18 protein-coding genes and 2 tRNA genes are annotated in these 19,935 nt (G+C 60.3%); 9 read left to right on the top strand and 11 right to left on the bottom strand.

What is annotated here, in order from left to right; all coding sequences use genetic code 11:
* Positions 1-3 precede the first annotated feature (3 nt).
* Entirely contained in the window at positions 4-621 is a 618-nt protein-coding gene (trhA, locus tag BUA36_RS18245; RefSeq protein ID WP_072786726.1) for a PAQR family membrane homeostasis protein TrhA, read from the bottom strand.
* 273 nt (positions 622-894) lie between these two features.
* Between trhA and BUA36_RS18240 the strand changes: the two genes are divergently transcribed.
* From BUA36_RS18240 to BUA36_RS18225, 4 genes are read left to right on the top strand one after another with little or no spacing between them, the layout of a single operon-like run.
* Complete coding sequence (locus tag BUA36_RS18240; RefSeq protein ID WP_072786725.1) at positions 895-1,281, top strand: BlaI/MecI/CopY family transcriptional regulator; 387 nt, start codon at positions 895-897, stop codon at positions 1,279-1,281.
* Positions 1,278-2,846, top strand: coding sequence for a M56 family metallopeptidase (locus BUA36_RS18235; RefSeq protein ID WP_072786724.1), 1,569 nt, complete (start codon positions 1,278-1,280; stop codon positions 2,844-2,846). The genes BUA36_RS18240 and BUA36_RS18235 overlap by 4 nt, the downstream gene beginning before the upstream one ends.
* A 4-nt stretch (positions 2,847-2,850) precedes the next feature.
* Entirely contained in the window at positions 2,851-4,968 is a 2,118-nt protein-coding gene (locus BUA36_RS18230) for a TonB-dependent receptor plug domain-containing protein (RefSeq protein WP_072786723.1), read from the top strand.
* A 56-nt stretch (positions 4,969-5,024) separates the two neighbouring features.
* The gene (locus BUA36_RS18225) at positions 5,025-6,089 is read left to right on the top strand and encodes a patatin-like phospholipase family protein (protein WP_229255747.1); all 1,065 of its coding nucleotides are present in this window, start codon (positions 5,025-5,027) and stop codon (positions 6,087-6,089) included.
* A 7-nt stretch (positions 6,090-6,096) separates the two neighbouring features.
* Here the strand turns inward: BUA36_RS18225 and BUA36_RS31460 are convergent, their stop codons facing one another.
* Positions 6,097-7,794, bottom strand: coding sequence for an FAD-dependent oxidoreductase (locus tag BUA36_RS31460; RefSeq protein WP_072786722.1), 1,698 nt, complete (start codon positions 7,792-7,794; stop codon positions 6,097-6,099).
* 180 nt (positions 7,795-7,974) lie between these two features.
* Between BUA36_RS31460 and BUA36_RS18215 the strand changes: the two genes are divergently transcribed.
* The gene (locus tag BUA36_RS18215; protein ID WP_072786721.1) at positions 7,975-8,916 is read left to right on the top strand and encodes a collagen-binding domain-containing protein; all 942 of its coding nucleotides are present in this window, start codon (positions 7,975-7,977) and stop codon (positions 8,914-8,916) included.
* Positions 8,917-8,962: 46 nt separating this feature from the next.
* Here BUA36_RS18215 and BUA36_RS18210 read toward each other — a convergent pair whose 3' ends face one another.
* Positions 8,963-9,310: a hypothetical protein gene (locus BUA36_RS18210; RefSeq protein WP_072786720.1), complete on the bottom strand. Its 348-nt coding sequence runs from the start codon at positions 9,308-9,310 to the stop codon at positions 8,963-8,965.
* A 165-nt stretch (positions 9,311-9,475) separates the two neighbouring features.
* Here BUA36_RS18210 and BUA36_RS18205 point away from each other — a divergent pair, with 165 nt between their 5' ends.
* The gene (locus BUA36_RS18205) at positions 9,476-10,501 is read left to right on the top strand and encodes a type II asparaginase (protein WP_139260634.1); all 1,026 of its coding nucleotides are present in this window, start codon (positions 9,476-9,478) and stop codon (positions 10,499-10,501) included.
* Positions 10,502-10,507: 6 nt separating this feature from the next.
* Here BUA36_RS18205 and BUA36_RS18200 read toward each other — a convergent pair whose 3' ends face one another.
* Entirely contained in the window at positions 10,508-11,131 is a 624-nt protein-coding gene (locus BUA36_RS18200) for a flavin reductase family protein (protein WP_072786718.1), read from the bottom strand.
* A 109-nt stretch (positions 11,132-11,240) separates the two neighbouring features.
* Here BUA36_RS18200 and BUA36_RS18195 point away from each other — a divergent pair, with 109 nt between their 5' ends.
* Positions 11,241-11,690 (top strand): GNAT family N-acetyltransferase, encoded by a 450-nt coding sequence (locus BUA36_RS18195; protein WP_072786717.1) that lies wholly within the window; start codon positions 11,241-11,243, stop codon positions 11,688-11,690.
* A gap of 8 nt (positions 11,691-11,698) precedes the next feature.
* Here the strand turns inward: BUA36_RS18195 and BUA36_RS18190 are convergent, their stop codons facing one another.
* On the bottom strand, positions 11,699-12,544 hold the full coding sequence (locus BUA36_RS18190; RefSeq protein ID WP_072786716.1) for a type 1 glutamine amidotransferase domain-containing protein: 846 nt from the start codon (positions 12,542-12,544) through the stop codon (positions 11,699-11,701).
* Here BUA36_RS18190 and BUA36_RS18185 point away from each other — a divergent pair.
* Positions 12,543-13,145: a substrate binding domain-containing protein gene (locus BUA36_RS18185; protein WP_072786715.1), complete on the top strand. Its 603-nt coding sequence runs from the start codon at positions 12,543-12,545 to the stop codon at positions 13,143-13,145. The genes BUA36_RS18190 and BUA36_RS18185 overlap by 2 nt on opposite strands.
* A 172-nt stretch (positions 13,146-13,317) precedes the next feature.
* Here BUA36_RS18185 and BUA36_RS18180 read toward each other — a convergent pair whose 3' ends face one another.
* Entirely contained in the window at positions 13,318-13,905 is a 588-nt protein-coding gene (locus BUA36_RS18180; protein ID WP_072786714.1) for an FxDxF family PEP-CTERM protein, read from the bottom strand.
* 366 nt (positions 13,906-14,271) lie between these two features.
* Here BUA36_RS18180 and BUA36_RS18175 point away from each other — a divergent pair, with 366 nt between their 5' ends.
* Positions 14,272-16,362 (top strand): TonB-dependent receptor, encoded by a 2,091-nt coding sequence (locus BUA36_RS18175; protein WP_084560226.1) that lies wholly within the window; start codon positions 14,272-14,274, stop codon positions 16,360-16,362.
* A 114-nt stretch (positions 16,363-16,476) separates the two neighbouring features.
* Here BUA36_RS18175 and BUA36_RS18170 read toward each other — a convergent pair whose 3' ends face one another.
* The 5 genes from BUA36_RS18170 to glmM all read right to left on the bottom strand — a co-directional run bounded on the left by BUA36_RS18170 (position 16,477) and on the right by glmM (position 19,917).
* Positions 16,477-16,872 (bottom strand): DUF6691 family protein, encoded by a 396-nt coding sequence (locus tag BUA36_RS18170; RefSeq protein WP_072786713.1) that lies wholly within the window; start codon positions 16,870-16,872, stop codon positions 16,477-16,479.
* Positions 16,869-17,294, bottom strand: a complete 426-nt coding sequence (locus tag BUA36_RS18165) for a YeeE/YedE family protein (RefSeq protein ID WP_072786712.1) — start codon at positions 17,292-17,294, stop codon at positions 16,869-16,871. The genes BUA36_RS18170 and BUA36_RS18165 overlap by 4 nt, the downstream gene beginning before the upstream one ends.
* Positions 17,295-18,271: 977 nt before the next feature.
* Positions 18,272-18,348 (bottom strand) — tRNA-Arg (locus tag BUA36_RS18160).
* Between the two features lie 71 nt (positions 18,349-18,419).
* Positions 18,420-18,496 (bottom strand) — tRNA-Pro (locus BUA36_RS18155).
* Positions 18,497-18,567: 71 nt separating this feature from the next.
* Complete coding sequence (gene glmM / locus BUA36_RS18150; RefSeq protein WP_072786711.1) at positions 18,568-19,917, bottom strand: phosphoglucosamine mutase; 1,350 nt, start codon at positions 19,915-19,917, stop codon at positions 18,568-18,570.
* Between the last annotated feature and the right edge of the window lie 18 nt (positions 19,918-19,935).

Below are 19,935 nucleotides of genomic sequence, written 5' to 3'. Positions count from 1 at the left end.
TCCTTACGCCACGTACAGCAGCACCGCGCCGAAATGGCATGCGCTGCCGCCCAGTACAAACAAATGCCACACGCCGTGGCCGTAACGCCATTTGTGGTCGGTGACAAAGAAGGCTATGCCGAGGGTATAAACCAATCCGCCAACTGCCAGCCACATAAAGCCATTCCAGCCCAGCGCGTCGATCAGCGGGCTGGCGCCGATCACGCCGACCCAGCCCATCGCCACGTAAATCAGCAGCGACAGCACACGTGCGCCCTTGGCGAACAGCAGCTCTTGCAGGATGCCGATGATCGCCAGGCCCCACACCACCCCAAACAGCGTCCAGCCCCAGGGGCCACGCAGGCTGACCAGCGTGAACGGGGTGTAGCTGCCGGCGATAAGCAGGTAGATGGCGCAATAGTCCATCTGCCGCAGCACATCTTTGGCACGTCCACGCAAGCTGTGATACAGCGTGGACGTCAGGTACAGGGCAAGCAGCGTCGCGGCGTAGATACTGAAGCTGACAACCTTCCAGGCATCGCCGCTGCGGGCCGCCAGGACGATCAACAGCGTGCCACCGATGGCGGCCAAAGCCGCGCCTACGGTATGCGTGATGCTGTTAAAGCGCTCTCCGTAATACATATTCGACTTTCAATGCAGTGTGGCTGCGGCTGGGATAGCTGCGGCCTCTGGCATTGTATAGTGCCTTGCCTGTTCTCGCCGCCGGTTTCATCCCGATACGTGCGCCGTAATACCTGTGGTCCTGCTACGCACGACCGTGCTTTATTGCTAATTAGCAAAAAATTCATCATAACATATTTAGAATTAATGCAAAGCAATGTTACAAATAGAGATATCTTGCTTGACTGGCATGCGACTGTTGTCGCAAAATGATCCTGTTAGTCGCAAAAAGGTATGAATATGTCGAACCCGATTCCGTCGGTCAGTGAGCTGACCTTGTTGAAAGTGCTGTGGAAGCAGCAACCGTTGAGCGCGCGCGAAATTCACGATGCGGCCGCCGGGGAGCTGGACTGGTCGTTTTCATCCACGCGCAAGACGCTGGACCGCATGCTGGACAAGCAGATGGTCAGCCTGCAAGTGGTACACGGCATTAACGTGTACAGCGCGCAGCTGGAAAAAGTCGGCACGCTGGCTGCCTTCGCCCATGATTTCGGACGCCGCGTGATGGAGATGGAGGCGCCGCTGCCCGTCACCATGTTCACCGGCAGCAAGCTGGTCGACCAGCAGGAGCTGGTCCAGCTGGAACAAATACTGCAAGACTGGCCTGACGACGAAGCATGATGACGCTGCTGTCCATCAAGTGGCTGTTTGCCTGCGCCGGTTCACTGGCCGCCGGCCTGCTGGTGCGGCTGATCCTGAGCGGCGCCGCACGCCGCTGGCCTGCATTGCACACGCGGCGCGCGGTCTGGCTTGCCGCGCAAGGCGTGGTCGCCATCGCCGCCCTGTTGCCCTTCCTGCCGCGCAGCGCGCCGTTCAGCATGGCGCCGCCCATCATCCTCGACGCACCGGCGCCTGACGCGCCCGCCGCAGCGCAGGCGGCTGACATGGCCGCTGCCTCCAGCGCCGCGCCACATGACGCGCCGGCGTCCTTGGCGCAGGCACAGACGCAGGCGCTTGGCGCCGCCACATCTTCACTCGCTGTTCGCGCGCTGCCGCACATGGCCACACTGTGGCTGCTGCTTTACGCCGTTGGCCTGCTGTGGTCCCTCGCCAAGCGGCTGCGCGGCCGCCGGGTGTGGCGCCGATTGCTGGCCGCTGCCCGGCCACTCTCGCCAGGCCAACTGCAAACGCACGCCGCCTTCACGGCCACACAACGGCGCGACATCGCGGCCGGCGGCCTGACGGTGATGTACACCGAAGCCGCAGTCTCGCCCATGCTGATCGGCGTGCGCACACCACGCCTGCTGCTGCCCGCACACATGAACACCCTCACGCTCGAGCAGCAGCAAATGATCGTCGCCCACGAACTCCAGCACTGGCGCGCGCACGATCCCTTCTGCCTGGCCATCGCCTCCGCGCTGCAGACAATTTGCTGGTTCAATCCCATGCTGCGCTGGATGGCCAGACAGATGGAATGGGCGCTGGAGCTGAACTGCGACCAGCAAGTGCTCAACGGCCGCCCGCAACACCAGCGCAAGCAGTACGCCCAGGCCCTGCTCCAGCTATGGAGCGCCATGGCGCCGCTGGGCGTGGCCGCGTTCAACGGCGCCACCATCACGGCGCGTATCCGCCATATGCAAAAAGACGGGCTGCCAGCGCTGAGCAGCGCGGCCACCTGGCTGATCGCCGCCACCTTCATGGCGATGCTGGTGGCCGGCGCATGGCTGCAACCCGCACTGGCCTACACCGTGCCAACGGCCGTCGCCCCGATCCCCGCAGCGACCACCAGGCCCGCCGACGAACCATGGCGCGCACCGGTAGATAAAGTCCGCGTCACCAGCTTCTTTGGCGTGATGCGCAGCGTCCTGCCCACTCCGCACAAGGGCATCGATTTCGCCGCCGCCAAAGGCACGCCGGTGCACGCCACCGCCAGCGGCACAGTCATTGAAGCTGGCGCCATCAGAGAGAATGAAGGCCGCTACGGCACCGGCGTCATCATCGATCACGGCGGCCAGCAGTCGCTGTACGCGCACCTGGACAGCGTGTCAGTCCGTCCCGGCCAGCACGTCACGGCGGGACAACTCATTGGCAAATCCGGCGCCAGCGGGTTCGCCACCGGCCCGCACCTGCACCTGGAAGTGCGCGCCAACGGCCACCTCGTCGATCCCGCATCCAGACTCGCCAACCTGGATGCCTACGCCACGCCGCGCGCTCTCAATATCCGCCGTCAGCAACTGAAGGAATAACCCTATGCCGCACCACCGCATCACCAGCAGCTTGCTGCTGGCGGTCTCCGCTTGCGCCTACGCTTCGGAAACGCCAGCGCCACAGGAGGTTCAGATCACCGCAAAACGCGATGACCAGCGCCAGCGTGAGACCACCACCAGCATCGTCATCAACCATGCGGACATCGTGCGCCAGGGCGACCAGGCGCTGGCCGATGTGCTCAAGCGCCTGCCGGGTGTCAGTGTGGTCGGCAACGCCATTCAGATGCGCGGCCTGGGCAACGGCTATACGCAGATACTGCTCAACGGCGAGCCTGTCGCGGCGGGCTTCTCGCTGGATGCCATTGCCCCCGAAACCATCGAGCGCATTGAAATCCTGCGCGGCGCCACGGCGGAATCAAGCAACCAGGCTGTCGCTGGCGCCATCAATATCATCCTGAAGAAGACGGCCAAAGCTGGCCAGCGCTCCGTCACCGCCAGCGTCGCACGCCAGCATGGCGTCAACACGCCGTCGCTGAGTACCCAGCTATCCGACCAGGACGACAACTTCTCTTACAGCCTGGCCGCGACCCTGACACGCAAGCGCAGCGAGAAGCCGTTCACCGACTGGCAGGAGCAGCGCGACATTAACGGCAACCTCACCCTGCGGCGGCGCACGGAGCAGGTCGAATCCGGCCGCACCGATGCCCTCACCCTGACGCCGCAGCTGAACTGGAAGCTGGCCGATGGCGACTCGCTCAGCTGGCAAAGCTTCGTCTATGTGCGCCGCGTCGATAACGTCAACAGCGCCGACGAAACGGCGCTGCTGGGTGAACATAGCGAGTATCCGCGCAACGTCTCCAACTTCATCGCCAACTTCGTCATGCTGCGTAGCGACGTCAATTGGACGCACCAACTGGACAACGGCGCCAGGCTGGAAATGAAGCTGGGCGCCGCCACCAATCGCCGCAGCGGCATCTTTGATTTTCACGGCATGGACAGTGACGGCAAGCCACTGGGCCGCCATCACGTCGATTCCGGGCCGACCGAAAACACCGTCACGAGCACCGGCGCCTACCGTCATCCCGTCGGCGAACAGCACGCGATTGCGCTGGGCTGGGACGCCAGCTACGGTGTGCGCAAGGAAGACCGCAACGAAACGCTGTTCGCGGCGGACGATCAAACGATGGGCGCCAACAACGCCGACTACAGCGCAACCGTCAAGCGCCTGGCCCTGTTTGCACAGGACGAGTGGCAGATCACCAAGCGCTATTCGCTTTACCTCGGCCTGCGCCATGAACGGCTGGATACCACCAGCCGCGCCATCGCCAGCAACGCGCCGGATGCGCTGCACAGCACCTCCGCCGTCTGGAGCCCTTCGCTGCAATCGCGCTACGAGCTGCCAAACAAGGACGTGCTGCGGCTGGCCCTCAGCCGCACCTACAAGGCGCAGCCGCTGGTCAAGCTAGTGCCGCGCCGCTACACCAACGACAATAACAACAACCAGACCAACCCGGACGAACAAGGCAATCCCTACCTGCGCCCGGAACTGGCCTGGGGTCTGGATGCGGCCTACGAACATTACCTCGGCGAAGGCGCACTGCTCAGCGTCAGCACCTATCTGCGCCGCATCCGCGACGTCACGCAGACCCGCCTGTTCAAGCAGGATGGCATCTGGGTCGAAGAACCGTTCAACGATGGCAACGCCAGCGCGCATGGCATCGAACTGGAGGCCAAACTGCGCCTCACATCCGCGCTGGACCTGCGCGCCAACCTGGCGCGCAATTGGTCTCGGGTCGGGCATGTGCCCGGCCCCGACAACCGGCTGGAATCGCAAACGCCAGGCACCGCCAACCTCGGCATCGACTATCGCTGGCCGCAATGGATTGCCGGCGGCAATCTGAACTACCAGGCTGGCGGGCCTGCACGGCAATCGCGTGAAGTGCTGAGCAGCACACCGTTCGTGCGGGCGCTGGATGTGTACGCGCTGTGGAAGGTCGACAACAGGACGCAGCTGCGCTTCTCGGCCAACAATCTGCTGCACCAGCCCACCGTGGAGCCGCACAGCTATACCGACGTGACAGGCCTCACCGGCGCCACCTACCGTACCACCATCACGCCAACCCAGACCACCTTGCGCATCATGCTTGAACGGCAGCTGTGATATGGTTGCGTCCTATGACGCAAGAATCGTATAAACCGTATAAACGTTGCATGGTAATGGGTGGTGGCGGATTCCGCTTCGGCATCTACATCGGCATGTATGCCGCGCTGCGCCAGGCCGGCAAGGCGCCGGACGTGCTGCTGGCCAGCTGCGGCGGCGCCATTGCCGCAGCCATCATCCACAATCTGCCCGATCCCGATGAACAGCGCGCCTGGCTATCGTCCCAGGCGATGTACACATTCTGGTGCAGCCTGCGCTCCACCGAGAACGCCGTGCTGCTGGGCAGCCTGCTGCGCGCGGCAAAGCGCAAGTTCTCCAGCGCCAGCGCGCCGGTGATTCCCGACCTGTTCAGCGATTATCTGTTCGACATTCCGCCGCAGCTGCCGTTTCCGGCTGCCAGCGGCGCACCGGCAGTGGATGTCGCCATCATCGGCGGCAAGCTGCTGTTCGATGAGCAGGATGTCGGCAAGCCGCGCGGCCAGCGCAAGCTGTATGCGGAGACGGTGTTCTGCAACGGGCGCGCGGCCGCCGCACTCAAGGACATGGATTCGCCGCTGCATGCGTCGCGCTGGGGGGACCATGCCGTCGCCCGCGAGCTGCTGCTCGATACCAGCGTGCCGGTCACGGATGCGGCGCGCATCTCCATCGCCGATATGATCTACTTCCGCTGCGCGAATTATCGCGGGCAGGAATACATCGGCGGCGTGCTGGATCTGTTCCCGGTCGAAATCGCCCGCCAGCTCGGGAGCGAAGTGGTGATGGAATTCAAGGAAGCCTTCGACCAGGTGTTTGCGATTCCCGCCTGGCGCGCGGTGCTGGGGGTGGATGGCAACGCGCGCCTGCGCTACGCCAACACGCACCTGGCCGACATGCGTATCGATTCTTCCGACGTCTCGGTGGTGCTGGAGAAGCAGCAGCTGCAGCAGAAGCTGGAATGGCTGCGCAACCGCATCGAGCTGCGCATGCCGCCCAGCTACGAGATCTTCGTCCAGCACATGACGGACCAGTGGCAGTACGGCTACGCGCGCGCGCAGGAGGCGCTGGGCCGGCCGCCGCGCCAGCAGCCGCCGATCCGCCGCGCCAACCGTCACAGCAAGCCGCTGCGCAGCATCGAGCCTTGAGTGGCGATCAGCTGAAATCCGACGCCAGCGCCTGATGCAGCGAGGCGACTGCGGCCGAGCCCTCGCCCACCGCCGCAGCGACGCGCTTCACCGAGCCGCTACGCACATCGCCGACGGCGAAGATGCGCGGGCGGCTGGTTTCGAGGAAGTGGCGCGGCCGTTCCAGTGGCCAGCGTCCTTCCGGCACATCAGGCCCGGTCAGCACGAAGTTTTTGTCGTCCAGCGTCACGCAGTCGCCTAGCCAGGCGGTGCTGGGTTCAGCGCCAAGGAACAGGAACAAATGGCGTGCCGGCGCCTCGCGCGGTTCGCCTCCCTGGCTTTGCCAGCAGATGCTTTCCAGCCGGTCGTTGCCGCGCAGTTCAACGATCTGCTTGTGCGTATGCAGCGTGATCCTGGTCGAAGCCTCGATGCGCTGGATCAGATAGCGCGACATGCTGGCCGCCAGGCCGCCCGAGCGCACCACAATGTGCACATGTTTGGCGTGCGCGGACAGGAACACCGCCGCCTGTCCGGCCGAATTGCCGCCGCCGACCACCACCACCTCTTCATTCGCGCAGAAGTTCGCTTCCATGAACGAGGCGCTGTAGTACACGCCGCGCCCTTCAAAGCGCTCCAGTCCCGGGATATTCGGCTTGCGGTAGCGCGCGCCGCTGGCAATCACAATCGAACGCGCGCGCAGCTTTTCGCCGCTATCGATCTGGATATCGTACTCGGGGCTGTCGCAATTGACGGCGCTGACCTTGACCGGTACCGCCACCTCGGCGCCAAACTTGCGCGCCTGCGACAGGCCGCGGCCAGCCAGCGCCTGGCCTGATACGCCAGTCGGGAAACCGAAATAGTTTTCGATCTTGGAGCTGGCGCCGGCCTGGCCGCCGGGCGCTTTCGCATCCAGCACGGCCACGGTCAAGCCTTCCGAGGCCGCATACACGGCGGCCGCCAGCCCGGCGGGTCCGGCGCCCACTACCACCACATCAAACAGGCGGCCATCGATGCCGTCCGGGCTGATGCCGATGCCGTCCGCCAGTTCACGCAGCGTTGGCTGGCGCAGCACCGCGCCGCTCAAGGTCACCACGGCCGGCACATCGTCCGGCGTGACGCCGAAGCGCGCCATCAGCGCGTGCGCTTCGGCGTCGCCGGTATCGGTGTCGAAGTAGGCGGCGGGCTGGCCGTTGCGGTTGAGGAAATGGCGCAGGATCAGCGTCTGTTGCGAATCGCGCGCGCCAAACACCACCACGCCGCCGGTCTGGTCGGACATATAGGCCACGCGGCGCAGGATGTAGGCGCGCATGATGGTTTCGCTGATCGCCGCTTCCGAAATCACCAGCGTGCGCAGCGATTCTTCGCTGATCACGATGAGCTCACTGTCGGCCACCACGCGTGCGGTGGCGACGGCCGCGCGGCCGGCCAGCGATCCCATCTCGCCCGTGAACATGCCGGGACCGTGGGTGCCAAGTATGGTCGAGCCCAGCGCCGAACCGCGTTCAACCTCGATGGAACCGGAAATAATCACATACATCGCGATATGGCGGTCGCCCTGGCGGAACAGCACCTGGCCGGCAGCAAAACGCTGGCGCTCGCCGTAGCGCATCAGGATATCGAACTGGTCTTCATTGAGCGTGGGAAAAATCTGGTGGCGGCGGTTGCCAATGTCCGATGATGCCAAATGAGGGGACGTGATATGCCCTGCCCCGGTTTTCTGTTCCATGCCATGTCCTCGTGGTTATCGGATCCATCATAGCGCGGTTTATGCGCCTGCGTGATCGTTGCATCGCAGCAATAAAGTGATGCAATAAACACACTTTACATTTCAAAGTGACAATTTTCGTTTCTTTTTGGGTTAGAATGACTTCCGGTCACCTTTCTTACTCACAGACACTTTCAAACCATGCGTATACTGAAAACCTTTGCTGTGGGCGCCGTGGCAACGTTTGCCGCCGCCTCCGCCCCTGCCGCCACGCTGATGGCCAGCCAGATCCTGACGCAGTTCAATAGCGTAGTGTCGGGCGACTTCTCCACCGCCCACGACGTGGAAGGCCGCCTGGTCGCCAATAATCTGGTGAAGGGTGCGACGTTCTACAACAACCCAAGCAACACGCCATCGGCCTTTTCGGCAGTGAACGCGATTAACATTGGCGCCAATGGCGGCGGCAACATCAACAATGGCGGCAGCGTCAACTATGTCACCAGCAATGCCGGTTCGTTCAATCTGAACGGCAGCGGCGGCAGCATCAAGCATGGCGTGCCGACCTTCAGCATGGCCGACTTCACCACGCCGCTGAATGCGCTGGAGTCGCAACTGGCCGGTCTGTCCAATACCAATGGCACGCTGAACGCGGCGGATCCCAACAACTTCACCTTCAACCTGACGGGCAACGCCAGCAGCACCTCGGTGTTCAACCTGACCACCAGCCAGCTGGGCTCGGCCGCCAACATCAATTTCAGCGGCACCGCCAGCACCGTCGTCATCAACGTGCGCTACAGCGGCACGGTGGGCGCGCAAGGCCAGAAGGAATTCAGCATCAACGGCAACTTCAACGACAATTCCCATCTGGGGACCCATATCATCTGGAACTTTGTCGATACCACCCAAGTGAACTTCCGTGGCTGGTATGGCACCGTGCTGGCTGGCACCTCGACGGTCACCAACACCTCGGCCATGAATGGTTTCCTGTACGCCGCCAACTTTGTGGGCGATGGCGAACTGCATGACCGCGTGTTCGCCGGCACCCTGCCAGCCGCACCGGTACCGGAGCCGACCACCTGGGCCATGATGGCAGTGGGTCTGGCGGGCCTGGCGCTGGCGCGCCGTCGCCAGTCCGGCCGCTAATTCAGTCCTTCAAACAAAAGCGGAGCCTGCGGGCTCCGTTTTTTTATCAGCGGCACAGTTGCTGCCACTGCGCCTCAAATTCCGCCGGCGAGACATCCTGCGCCAGCAAGGTCAGGTCGCGCGCGACCGAAATATAGCGCTGGAAGCCGATGTAGCCGCCAAACGCGTCCTTGGCATTCACCTCGCCGCAAGGCGCACCGCCTTTGCCGATGAACTGGTTGCGGAACCGGGCCTGATTGGGTTCGAGGACTTTTTCTCTCACATATTTTTCACCCAGGCTGGTCAGCGTCGCCATTTCTTCCTGCTGCTTCTGCTCCGCGGTCTTGCCGCAGGCGCCAAGCGCAGCCAAGGCTGTCAAACCTGCCAGTGCCGCTATCGTGGTTGCCAATCTCATAGTTCTCTCTTCTTATGTTCCAGCCATCCTGACTTAACGCGGCAACACCCTGCATTGTTGACAAGCAGGTGATTTGTTAATATCCCAAGCTTTACTGCCTGATCAGGAGACTTCATGTCCAACTTTATTTCCGCCCGCTACTGCAAAACCCTGCTGGCCTGTGCAATGTTGCTCAGTTCCTATGCCGGGGCAGCCGACAAACTGGCCCACGTCACCATCCTGGCCACGGGCGGTACCATCGCCGGCAGCGGCGCCACCAGCACCACGACGGTTGGCTACACCGCCGCCACCGTTGGCGTGGAGCGCCTGATCGCCGCCGTGCCGGAGCTGGCCAAGGTCGCCGATGTCAAAGGCGAGCAAGTGTTCCAGATCGCCAGCGAAAACATGAGCAATGAGCATTGGCTCAAACTGGCCAAGCGCGTCAATGCCCTGCTGGCGCAACCGGACGTGGACGGCATCGTCATCACCCACGGCACCGACACGCTGGAAGAAACTGCCTACTTCCTGGACCTCACCGTCAAGAGCAAAAAGCCGGTGGTGCTGGTAGGCGCCATGCGTCCGGGCACCGCGCTGTCGGCTGACGGCCCGATCAACCTGTACAACGCCGTGCTGCTGGCCGCCAGCCAGGAAGCCATCGGCAAAGGCGTGCTGGTGGCCATGAACGACCAGATCCACGCTGCGCGCGATGTCACCAAGACCAACACTTCAACGCCGGACAGCTTCAAGACGCCGGAACTGGGCATGCTGGGCTACATCCAGGGCAACAAGCCTTACTTCTACCACGTGTCGTCGCGTAAAAATACCGCCGATACCGAGTTCGATATCAGCCAGCTCGACACCCTGCCGCAAGTTGACATCGTCTACGGCTACGCCAATGTTAACCCAGTTGCATTAAACGCGCTGGTCGCGTCCGGCGCCAAGGGGATTATCCACGCGGGCGTCGGTGATGGCAGCCTGGCCAATTCGGTCAAGACCGGCCTGGTCGCCGCACGCAAGCAAGGCGTGCTTATCGTGCGCTCCAGCCGCGTCGGCCAGGGTATCGTGGCGCGCAATGGCGAAGCCAATGACGACGAGCTGGACTTCGTTGCGTCGGATACGCTCAACCCGCAGAAAGCGCGCATCCTGCTGATGCTGGCCCTGACCAAGAGCAGCGACAGCAAGCAGATTCAGCGCATGTTCTACACCTATTGATCGCGTTCAGGGATAACTGGGCCGCGTCATGCGGAACAGATTATCCGGTGTGATTTCAAAATAATCGGCCGGGCCGCCGCCACGCAGAATGGTCTGCGATCCGGCCGTATCGTAAATGCCATCGCGCAGCAATGCCTGCGCGATGTGCACCCCCACCACTTCTCCCAGGATCAGCCAGCTATTGGTTTCGGCACCGCTGGCGCCTCGCAGCCGGATGATCTGGCTGCACTTGCATTCAAACGACACCGGACTTTGCGCCACGCGCGGCACGCCGACCACTCGCGACGGCGCGGGCGTCAAGCCGGCCAGCTGGAACTCATCGACCTCCGGCGGCGCGGCCGCACAGCTGGCGTTCATCGCCTCCGCCAGCGGGCGGGTGGCCAGATTCCACACAAATTCCCCGGTTTGCTCGATATTGACCAGCGTGTCCTTGCGGCCCAGGCTGGCAAAGCCTATCAGCGGCGGCGTGTAGTTGAACGCGTTAAAAAAGCTATAGGGCGCCAGGTTCAGGATACCGCTGGCAGAATGGGTGGAAATCCAGCCGATCGGCCGTGGCCCGACGATGGCGTTGAACGGATCGTGCGGCAGGCCGTGGCCTCGCGAGGGTTCGTAGAAGTATTGCTTGTCCATGGCGCATTGTCGCATACAAGCAAATGGAAACAATTTATACAAACGCGGTCTTGAAACCCAAGAGTGTGGCGCTTAAGCTACGTGTATCACTTACACAAAACACGTAAATATGGATCTCGACCTGCAATTCCGGCTGATGAAAGCGGCACCGACAGCCAAGGTGTTGCAGGCATTTCGCCAGGATGCCAACATGGCCGGCATCGCGCCTCCGGCCAACGCAGCAGATGCGCGCGGCAGAATTCAGTGGATTTCCGTGGAACTGAAGAACCGGCAAATCGGCATCGCCCGCCTGGAGCTGGCGGCGCCGGAATTCTGCTTTGTCTCGGAATTGATGATTTTGAGCGCTTACCGTGGCCAGGGGATCGGCCATTGGGTCATGAAGCGCGTCGAACAATATTGTCTTGAGCTGGGCATCAAACGCCTGCTGCTGGAGGCCGGCCACGGTACCGACAACTTCTACAAGTCGCAGGCCTTCGTCGCCGATCCCCTGATCCCGCGCTTGCTGCGCAAAGAGATCAATCCCTTCCAGCGGAAGATGTTCTCGCCGCTGTTCCAGTAAGCTAAGCCTTAACGTTTCAGACGCACCAGCAGTGCGTCCGCCACCGCGTTGGCGGAGGCCGGATTCTGGCCGGTGATCAGTTCGCGGTCCACCACCACCTTGGGTTGCCAGTTGGCGCCGCTGCTGTAGCGCCCGCCCACAGCTTGCAGCGCCGTCTGCGGCGTGAATTTCATGACGCCGCCATTGAGCATCCGTTTGGCCGCCTCTTCCTCGTCATTGCTGATGACCGTCATGTCGTAGCCGGCGTAAATCCAGCTGGGCGTCTTGCCCGGTTTGGCGCCAGCCTCCAGCGGCCTGGTGAACTGCTGCGGCTGGTCCAGTGCCGACAGCAAGGCAATCGGCCCGTGGCACACCAGCGCGGTAGTCTTGCCCTGTTGATGGAAGGCTTTCAGCAGGCGGCCAAGCGGCGCGCTGTACAGCAAATCCTGCATCGGCGCATGACCGCCAGGGATGTAGACCGCATCGTAACGGTCATAACCGCCCTGCTCCACGCGGGCCAGGCTGATGACGGGCGAATTGGCCACCGAGGTCAGCTGCAATTTGTCGAGCAACGCCAGATGCTGCTGCAAACTGGCTTCATCGTTACCGAAATACATCTTGTCAACGGAATGACGGTCCACCGTGGGCGCTTTGCCCAGCGGCGTGGCGAAGGTGACAGTATGGCCGGCATCCAGCATCCTCTTGACCGGCTGCATCAGTTCATTCGCGTAGAAGCCCGTGTCAAAACGGCGCTGTTCGCGCAGCTGCAACTGGGCTTCGTCCGACAGCACAACCAGCACGTTGGCGGCATGGGCTGTCAGCGCCGCCAGGCCCGGTACCACGCCGGCGGTGGTGTTACGGATGGTGTTCTTCATGCGTTTGCTCCTGTGGGTTGGCAATCTGTATCTGGAGCAAATGCGCCACGCGTTCGGCCTTATCGCTGACGCCGAACGGGCGATCCAGGGTCAGGATGGCGAACTGAGAGGCAAGGTGCGCCTCAGCGTCCCCACCACCTACGGCCACTATCGCCTGCCGGCGCTGCTGCAGCCATTCATGGCGCGGCATCCGCAAGTCAGCATCGAACTCAGTATCAGCAACCGTAATGTGGATCTGGTCGCTGAAGGCTACGACATGGCGATCCGCCTTGGCGAACTGGCCGATAGTGGCCTTGCCGCAAAACGCCTGGGCGATGAGGCGGTGTGCCTGGTCGCCTCCCCTGACTACCTGAAGCGTGCCGGCACACCGCAAAATCTGGAGCAACTGGGGCGTCATGCCTGCCTGCCCTTCATCATGCCCAGCAGCGGCCGTCAGGCGCCATGGCTGCTGCACGTGGATGGTCAGGACATTGACTGGCTGGCGCCGGCACGCATGCTGGTGAGCGATGACGTGCTGGGCGTAGTTTCACTGGCGCAGCAAGGACTGGGCATCTGCCAGACTTACCATTTCGTCGCGCAAGAGCGCCTGAACAGCGGCTAACTGCTGGAAGTGCTGCCCGGCCTGCGCGGGCGCAGCCGGCCTTTTACGCTGATTTACCCGCCACATCGGCGCATGTCCGCCGCCAGCCGCGCACTCATCGACAGTCTTCCGTCCCAATAAAAAAACGCGCCCGGGCGTAGAACCGGGCGCGTTTTTTTCGTACTGCTGCGACTTAGGCGTTTGCCGCCTTCTTGCGGCGTGCGACCACACCCAGCAGGCCCAGACCCAGGCCCATCATGGCATAGGTTTCTGGCTCAGGTACTGCAGCGATCGATACCGTCAGGTCGGAACCATAAGAACCGCCGCCGTTGCCGATAATTTTGCCGCCAACCTGCACGTAGTAGCTGCCAGTCGACAGGCCTTGTGCGGACAGCTCCCAGCTGTCGGTCGGATTGACGGTGTTGGCGGTGGTGTTAATGCCGGTATAGGTATGCAGCACGGCATTGGTCATCGGGTCGTACTGGACCACGCTAAAGTCGGTAATCAGCAGGTCCTTGATGGTGCCCGATTTCAGGAAGCTGGAAGTCAGCGACGCCGCCGAATCGTAATTGCCGGCCAAGACAAATTTGTATTTGTCGACAAAGGTATCGTTGGTGTACAGGCTGCTGAAGTTATTGCCGAAATGGGCATTGAAGCCGCCTTCATCGTCGCTGGCCAAGTTCAACGTCACCGTTTTCCCCACGGTTGCCGCATAGGCCGATGCGCCGAACAGGGTAGCGCCGCAGATCATCGTTGCAAGCAGTACATTTTTGATTTTCATTTTTTAGGTTCCGTAGCAGTTTAATAAGTTGAGTTCCCGGACATCCTTATCCGGTGACTCGAAGCATAAATTGATGCTATTCAATTAAATGTGAGCTACCTAACCAAAGTGACAAGATTTCCCAAAACACGACGGTTGTTAACAAATTCTGTGGATAAGGCTGTTAAAAAGGGCTAAACCGTCATCGCAACCCTTTGTTTTAAAGAGATAATTTTTTACTGCATATTTTTTACTCAGTTGAGTTATCCACCGCACGGCGCGTTTGATACTTGCGTGGGTATCAACTTAGGAGCATAATTTAACTGATAACAATTCTCATTTAGCCAGCCAGAAGCCAGCCATGTACTCACTTCAAGGACCTCCTCCATGGCTATTCAAAAAACTCCGCTGGCGCTGATACTGGCCAGCCTCACCATCTCGCCTTACGTTGCCGCGCAAACCGAGCAAACCATGCAAACGGTGACGGTTACTGGCGAAAGCGACGCCGGCTACCGCATTTCCTCGTCCAACAGCGCGTCTAAAATCGATGCGCCGCTGCGCGACATTCCGCAGACCGTCAACGTGGTGCCAGCCCAGTTGCTGCATGACCAGGGCGCACGTTCGCTGCAGGATGTGATGAAAAACGTGCCCGGCGTCGGCCTGTCCACGGGCGACGGCCAGCGCGACCAGGTGACGATCCGCGGCTTCAGCGCCATCAGCGACCAGTTCGTCGATGGCATGCGCGACGATGCGCTGTACTTCCGTGACCTGTCGAATATCGACCAGGTGGAGGTGGTAAAAGGCCCGGCGTCGGTGCTGTATGGCCGTGGCTCTTCCGGCGGCATGATCAACCGCATCACCAAAAAACCTGGCATAGACCGTAGCGAAGTCAGCGTGCAGGCCGGCAGCTGGGGCCAGAAGCGTGGCGAGTTCGACCTGGCACGTAACCTGTCCGCGCAAGGCGTGGCGGTGCGCGTCACCGGTGCGGTGGAGGACGCGGACAGCTATCGCGACCAGCAATTCCTGAAACGCCAGGCCCTGGCGCCGTCCATGCTGTTCAAGATCAGCCCGGATACGCAGCTGCTGCTGCAAACCGAATATCTGCACGACAAGCGTCTGACCGATTTCGGCAATCCGTCCTACCAGGGTCGCCCCGTCAACGTGCCGGCCAGCACTTACTATGGCGCGGCCAACGCGCGCGACTTCGACTTCAGCGAATCACGCGTCTACACTTACGGTTTCACGCTGGATCACCGCTTCGATGCGCAACTCTCGCTGCGTAACGCGTTCCGCCACTACGATTACTCGCTGAACCGTAACAACACGCTGGTCGGTTCGGTCAATGAAGTGGCGAAAACGGTGTCGCTGACCCGCGGCAATGTCAGCCGCGAGGAAGATGGCTATAGCAACCAGACCGAACTGACCCAGCACGCCGAACTGGGCGGCATGCAGCATACGGTGCTGTACGGCGTGGAATTCGGCACCCAGAACAAGTATCAGCTGGTGCGTTCGCAAGCCAATGTAGCCACCGTGTCCCTGTTCAATCCAGTGGCGCCCGTGGTGCCGTTCGCCGCAGCGGGTGCGCCGTCGACCAATAATCTGGGCATTTTCAAGGTTAGCAGTGCCTATGTGCAGGACCAGATGGCGCTAACGCCCGAATGGAAGGCCCTGGCGGGTATCCGCTACGACCGGTTCCAGCAGCAAACCCAGCAGCGCATCGCCGGCCAGACCAACCTCGAGCGCACCGACCGCAACTGGAGCCCGCGCGCCGGCCTGGTGTACCAGCCAAGCGCCACGCAGTCCTACTACGCGTCGTTCAGCCGCTCCTTCCAGCCGTCGGGCGAAGGCTTCTCCCTCGCGGCAAATAACGTCGATATCGCACCGGAAACCACCAAGAACAACGAGATTGGCGCCAAATACGATCTGTTTGGCGGCCGTGCCTCGGCCGGCGTTTCGGTCTTCCAGCTGACCCGCGACAATATGAAAGTCACCGATCCCATCAGCAACAAACTGCTGCCGGTGGGCACCCAGCGCACCAACGGCGTGGAACTGACGTTCAGTGGCAATCTGGGGGATGGCTGGCAGGCCTGGGCCGGTTACGCCTACCTGGATGGAAAAATGATCTCATCCATCGCCAAGGATGACGGCCAGCTGGTACAAGGCAAGCGCCCGACGCTGACGCCTGAGCACAGCGCCAATCTGTGGCTCACCAAAGCGCTGGCCGGCCATTTTGGCGTGGGTGCGGGTATGAACTATGTGGGTGACCGCTTTGCCAATCCGGGCAACACCGTGGTGCTGCCGAGCTACATTACAGCGGACGCCATGGCTTATTACCGCGATCGTGGCGTGGACCTGACGCTCAACGTGCAAAATCTGGCTGACAAAGCCTATACCGTTTCCGGTCATGGCAGCAGCAAGAACCTCAACCTGCCGGGCGCTCCACGCTCAGTGCAGCTAACGGCCCGTTATCGCTTCTAATGGCGGTTGTTAACAAATTCTGTGGATAAGCTTGTTAACAAGCGGCAAGACATAATCCTAACTATTTGTTTAGCTTCAATAAAATCCTGCTACATCATTTCTATGCAGCAGGACTTATCCACCGCGACGGCGTTCAATCAACTCATAAATACCCATACCGGCCAGCATGGCAATAACGAAGATCAAGGCCTTTGGCAAGCCCATGCCCAAGCCGACCAAAGCAGGTCCCGGGCAAAAACCCGCAATGCCCCAGCCGATGCCAAATGCCATGGAACCGAATATCAGGCGGCGGTCTATTTTGGTCGCTGCCGGCAATGGCGTATTACGCGATTTGGCCCAGCGAAAAGCAAAGAAACCAATGCCAATCGCGCCGCCCATGACCAATATCAGCGAAGGGTCCCATTTTCCGGCCAAATCAAGAAAGCCCAGGACTTTGGCTGGATTCGCCATACCTGAAACAATCAGGCCGATGCCACAAATCAGGCCGACGAGAAAAGAAATGAATATCATAAGTGGCGTACCAGATAAACCGTCATAAAACCCGCCACCATAAAAATCAGCGTGGCAATCATCGAACGGGGAGAAAGACGGGATATGCCACAAACGCCATGCCCACTGGTACAACCGGAGCCGTATCGCGTTCCTAATCCGACCAGCAATCCGGCAATAATTAAAGTAGGCGTATCCGCCTCAATACTTACAGCAGGAAGCGTAAAAACCATGGCATAAATAACAGGTGCTACGATCAGGCCCGCGATAAATGCAAAACGCCAGGCGATATCACCTGTATGCGGTTTTAAAACGCCGCCGAGAATACCGCTAATACCAGCAATACGGCCATTAAAAATGATAAGAAGGGCAGCAGCGAGCCCGATGAGCAAGCCGCCGGTCAAAGCTGCGAGAGGTGTAAATGCATTCCAGTCTATGGACATTCTGATCTCCTGAGGCCAGTGAAGAGGTATCCCATCACACCGGGCTAGCGGAGTATGCCAGAAGTCGGCGCCATCGCGCCAATTTCTGGCATGGGCCTGGCGGATTAGCGGCTTACCAGGCAGGCATCTCAGTATTTATGTCCGTACTTTTTCAAGCTGGATCGTGTCCTGACTGCCATAGTCATACACCCACAATGCTGACATCTGAACTTTATTGATAATAATGGCGTGGGTGATGCCATCAAAGCGTTGCGCTACATCCGTTGGATACAGCTTTTCGTCAACACCGAACTCTCCCAGGTAGAATGACTGTTGAGAAATAACCGATTGCGCTACTGCCGCTGCAAGAATATCTGATTAGGTTGTGGTATTTACTTCTCCATCAACTGCAAAATATTTACACTGCGGCCGCTCCATTTTTGGGAAAAAGTGTATCGACAACGCATCGATCGGTGCAGGATTATCACGAACAAGGATCCGGCTACCTGAGCGAATCATGGTCGCAAAGTCCTTAATGCGGAGATAATAGTCGACGGCCTAATGTTATCCTCCATAGTGCATTCCGGCGCACCATCGGCTGGCGCCGACAGTCGACATTTATAATTGCTAACGGATGGTGGGATGTCTATCAGCGTTGTCGCCTCATTGGAAAATTCTCATGCCAATAAGGCTTCGTGCTCTTTAAATTTAGTCGCTAATTTTGTTAAAGCCGTCCGCTTGAAAGCACGTGTCTGAGTAGAAGCTGTCACCGGTTGCCGGTAAATGTTCACCTTTTAGATCTGGAAACGCAGACCGTGCCTTGGCGACATCCATGTACGCCTTCTATGGACGATCAGCCGCCAACAAAACCAATGCAGTCCCCCTCTTCAATTTCATACAATTTTCTTTGAGCTGGGGAAATTGTAAATTTTGCAATTATAAAAATGCAAAAACAATAGCGCTTTAAAGAAAACCGTAGTTTAAGGAATTGATGATTTTGGCCTGCCCAGCTGGGTTCGAACCAGCGACCCTCAGCTTAGAAGGCTGATGCTCTATCCAACTGAGCTATGGGCAGAGAGGAAACCACAGGAATCTGCGGTGGAAATGAAAAACGGGCTGTCTTTCGACAACCCGTTTAGAAGTTCTTGGTCGGAGTACAAGGATTCGAACCTTGGACCCCCTGGTCCCAAACCAGGTGCGCTACCGGGCTGCGCTACACTCCGAAGACCAGTATTCTAGTCGCTCTCGCCAAATACGTCAATCAAAGCACGTGATTTAATTGTAGACCGCAATTTTACGCCGCCAACTTGCTCTCTACCTTTTCGGCAATGCGGCGCGCCATCGACTGGGCCGCCTCGGGGTCACGCGCCTCGACCATCACACGGATCAGCGGTTCGGTGCCAGAAGCGCGGATCAGCACGCGGCCACTATCGCCCAGCTCGCTTTCAACCTTTTCCTTTTCTGCGACCATGGCGACGTTCTTGGTCCAGTCGAAACCTGGCGCCACGCGCACGTTGATCAGGGTTTGCGGGAAGATGGTCAGATCGCCACAGCACTGTTCCAGCGATTTCCCGGCGCGTTTGAGCGCGGACAGTACCTGCAGTGCCGAGATGATGCCGTCGCCGGTAGTGTGCTTGTCGAGTGCCAGCAGGTGGCCCGAACCTTCGCCGCCCAGCAGCCAGCCCTTCTCCTGCATCACTTCCAGCACGTAGCGGTCGCCGACCTTGGCGCGGGCAAAGCCGACGCCCTTCTCTTTGAGCGCCACCTCCACTGCCATATTGGTCATCAGGGTACCGACTGCGCCGGCCACGGGGCCAGTGGCCAGACGGTCCATGACCATCAGATACAGCAGCTCGTCGCCGTTGTACAGCCGGCCGTTATGGTCACACATGATCAGGCGGTCGGCATCGCCATCGAGCGCGATACCCAGGTCTGCGCCGTGGGCCTGCACTGCGGCCGCCATGGCCTTGGGTGCGGTGGCGCCATGTTCCAGGTTGATGTTGAAGCCGTCTGGCTTGTTGCCAATCGAAATCACTTCCGCACCCAGCTCGTGGAATACATGCGGTGCGATGTTGTACGCGGCGCCGTGGGCGCAATCGACCACGATTTTCAGGCCACGCAGGTCCAGTTCGTTCGGGAAGGTGCTCTTGCAGAATTCAATGTAGCGTCCCTGGGCATCGTCCAGACGTTTGGCGCGCCCCAGCTTTTCGGACGGCACGCAGCTCATCGGATGATCCAGTGCGGCCTCGATATCCAGTTCCACGGCGTCCGGCAGCTTGGTGCCTTGGGCGGAGAAGAACTTGATGCCATTGTCCTGGAATGGATTGTGCGAAGCGGAGATCACCACGCCAGCGGACAGACGCAATGCGCGCGTCAGGTAAGCGATGGCCGGGGTCGGCATGGGGCCGGCCAGCATGACGTCCACGCCAGCGGCCGAGAAGCCGGCTTCCAGCGCCGCTTCCAGCATATAGCCCGAGATGCGGGTATCTTTGCCGATCAACACGGTGGGCCGGCCAGAGCCGGTGCGTTTGCTGGTCAGAACCCGACCAGCTGCATAGCCAAGGCGCATCACGAAGTCGGGAGTGATGGGCGCTTCGCCAACCAGGCCACGGATACCATCGGTGCCAAAATATTTACGTGTCATTGTGTACTCTTCGCGGTT

This window comes from Duganella sacchari, assembly GCF_900143065.1.
In the GTDB taxonomy this organism is placed as follows: domain Bacteria; phylum Pseudomonadota; class Gammaproteobacteria; order Burkholderiales; family Burkholderiaceae_D; genus Rugamonas; species Rugamonas sacchari.
The sequence above is the reverse complement of the archived record's forward strand: the minus strand, read 5'-3'. Positions and strand labels throughout refer to the sequence as shown.

What these genes read in the sequence shown, in the direction of transcription:
- BUA36_RS18165 (WP_072786712.1), bottom strand. Translation starts at nt 17,294, where the DNA reads ATGTCCATAGACTGGAATGCATTTACACCTCTCGCAGCTTTGACCGGC.
- BUA36_RS18210 (WP_072786720.1), bottom strand. Translation starts at nt 9,310, where the DNA reads ATGAGATTGGCAACCACGATAGCGGCACTGGCAGGTTTGACAGCCTTG.
- BUA36_RS18175 (WP_084560226.1), top strand. Translation starts at nt 14,272, where the DNA reads ATGGCTATTCAAAAAACTCCGCTGGCGCTGATACTGGCCAGCCTCACC.
- BUA36_RS18225 (WP_229255747.1), top strand. Translation starts at nt 5,025, where the DNA reads ATGGGTGGTGGCGGATTCCGCTTCGGCATCTACATCGGCATGTATGCC.
- BUA36_RS18240 (WP_072786725.1), top strand. Translation starts at nt 895, where the DNA reads ATGAATATGTCGAACCCGATTCCGTCGGTCAGTGAGCTGACCTTGTTG.
- BUA36_RS18205 (WP_139260634.1), top strand. Translation starts at nt 9,476, where the DNA reads ATGTTGCTCAGTTCCTATGCCGGGGCAGCCGACAAACTGGCCCACGTC.
- BUA36_RS18170 (WP_072786713.1), bottom strand. Translation starts at nt 16,872, where the DNA reads ATGATATTCATTTCTTTTCTCGTCGGCCTGATTTGTGGCATCGGCCTG.
- BUA36_RS18200 (WP_072786718.1), bottom strand. Translation starts at nt 11,131, where the DNA reads ATGGACAAGCAATACTTCTACGAACCCTCGCGAGGCCACGGCCTGCCG.
- BUA36_RS18215 (WP_072786721.1), top strand. Translation starts at nt 7,975, where the DNA reads ATGCGTATACTGAAAACCTTTGCTGTGGGCGCCGTGGCAACGTTTGCC.
- BUA36_RS18235 (WP_072786724.1), top strand. Translation starts at nt 1,278, where the DNA reads ATGATGACGCTGCTGTCCATCAAGTGGCTGTTTGCCTGCGCCGGTTCA.
- BUA36_RS18185 (WP_072786715.1), top strand. Translation starts at nt 12,543, where the DNA reads ATGCGTTTGCTCCTGTGGGTTGGCAATCTGTATCTGGAGCAAATGCGC.
- trhA (WP_072786726.1), bottom strand. Translation starts at nt 621, where the DNA reads ATGTATTACGGAGAGCGCTTTAACAGCATCACGCATACCGTAGGCGCG.
- BUA36_RS18180 (WP_072786714.1), bottom strand. Translation starts at nt 13,905, where the DNA reads ATGAAAATCAAAAATGTACTGCTTGCAACGATGATCTGCGGCGCTACC.
- BUA36_RS18230 (WP_072786723.1), top strand. Translation starts at nt 2,851, where the DNA reads ATGCCGCACCACCGCATCACCAGCAGCTTGCTGCTGGCGGTCTCCGCT.
- BUA36_RS31460 (WP_072786722.1), bottom strand. Translation starts at nt 7,794, where the DNA reads ATGGAACAGAAAACCGGGGCAGGGCATATCACGTCCCCTCATTTGGCA.
- BUA36_RS18190 (WP_072786716.1), bottom strand. Translation starts at nt 12,544, where the DNA reads ATGAAGAACACCATCCGTAACACCACCGCCGGCGTGGTACCGGGCCTG.
- BUA36_RS18195 (WP_072786717.1), top strand. Translation starts at nt 11,241, where the DNA reads ATGGATCTCGACCTGCAATTCCGGCTGATGAAAGCGGCACCGACAGCC.
- glmM (WP_072786711.1), bottom strand. Translation starts at nt 19,917, where the DNA reads ATGACACGTAAATATTTTGGCACCGATGGTATCCGTGGCCTGGTTGGC.